Below are 864 nucleotides of genomic sequence, written 5' to 3'. Positions count from 1 at the left end.
CCCGTGCTGGCCGCGGGCGGGCCGTCGGCGGGGCCCGCGGGTGCGCTGCCCGCATCCTGGGGGGCGGGGCTGTCCAGCGGGCCGGCGGATTCGGGGCGCAGGCCGGGGACCAGCCGCCGGCCGCCCAGCGGGACGAGGTCCACCTCGCGTTCGACGCCCGGCTCGAACCGGACGGCGGTGCCGGCCGGGACGGCCAGCCGGTGCCCCCAGGCGGCGTCCCGGTCGAACTGAAGGGCGGGGTTGGCGGCGGCGAAATGGTAGTGCGACCCGACCTGGACAGGACGGTCGCCGATGTTGCGCACACGCAGCGTCAGCACTGGCCGTCCCGGGTTGATCTCCACCGGGTCGCCGTCGTGCCAGATCTCGCCCGGCCGGATGCCGGCGGCCGCGCTCACCGGCCCGGCCCGCTCACGAGCTCGGCCCGCTCACGAGCCCGGCCCGCTCGCGAGCCCGGCTCCACGCGGGCCGGTGGGCACGGCCAGGCTCACGGGATCGGCTCGTGGACGGTGACCAGCTTGGTGCCGTCCGGGAAGGTCGCCTCGACCTGGACCTCGCGGAGCATCTCGGGGACGCCGTCCATGACGTCCTCGCGGGTGAGCACGGCCCGGCCGGCGGACATCAGGTCGGCGACGGTGCGGCCGTCCCGGGCGCCCTCGAGCAGGAACGAGGTGATGACGGCGGTCGCCTCCGGATGGTTCAGCCGCAGGCCGCGGGCCCGCCGCTCGCGGGCGAGCCCAGCCGCCACGTGGATGAGCAGCCGTTCCTGTTCGTGCGGGCTGAGCAGCACGGTGGCGAAGTCTAGCGGCCACGGGCATGCTGCGGCTACGCCGTGCTGCCCACCGTCCGCACGGAGAATCCGGTCAT

2 protein-coding genes are annotated in these 864 nt (G+C 76.2%); both read right to left on the bottom strand.

Going from position 1 to position 864, the window contains the following annotated elements; genetic code table 11:
- On the bottom strand, window positions 1-377 hold a 377-nt coding region (locus NBW84_RS18500), incomplete at its 3' end, for an urease subunit beta (RefSeq protein ID WP_445548760.1).
- Between the two features lie 107 nt (window positions 378-484).
- Window positions 485-787: an urease subunit gamma gene (locus NBW84_RS18495; RefSeq protein ID WP_250285998.1), complete on the bottom strand. Its 303-nt coding sequence runs from the start codon at window positions 785-787 to the stop codon at window positions 485-487.
- Window positions 788-864: the final 77 nt, after the last annotated feature.

This window comes from Protofrankia sp. CiP1_Cm_nod2, from assembly GCF_920664355.1.
In the GTDB taxonomy this organism is placed as follows: domain Bacteria; phylum Actinomycetota; class Actinomycetes; order Frankiales; family Frankiaceae; genus Protofrankia.
The sequence above is the reverse complement of the archived record's forward strand: the minus strand, read 5'-3'. Positions and strand labels throughout refer to the sequence as shown.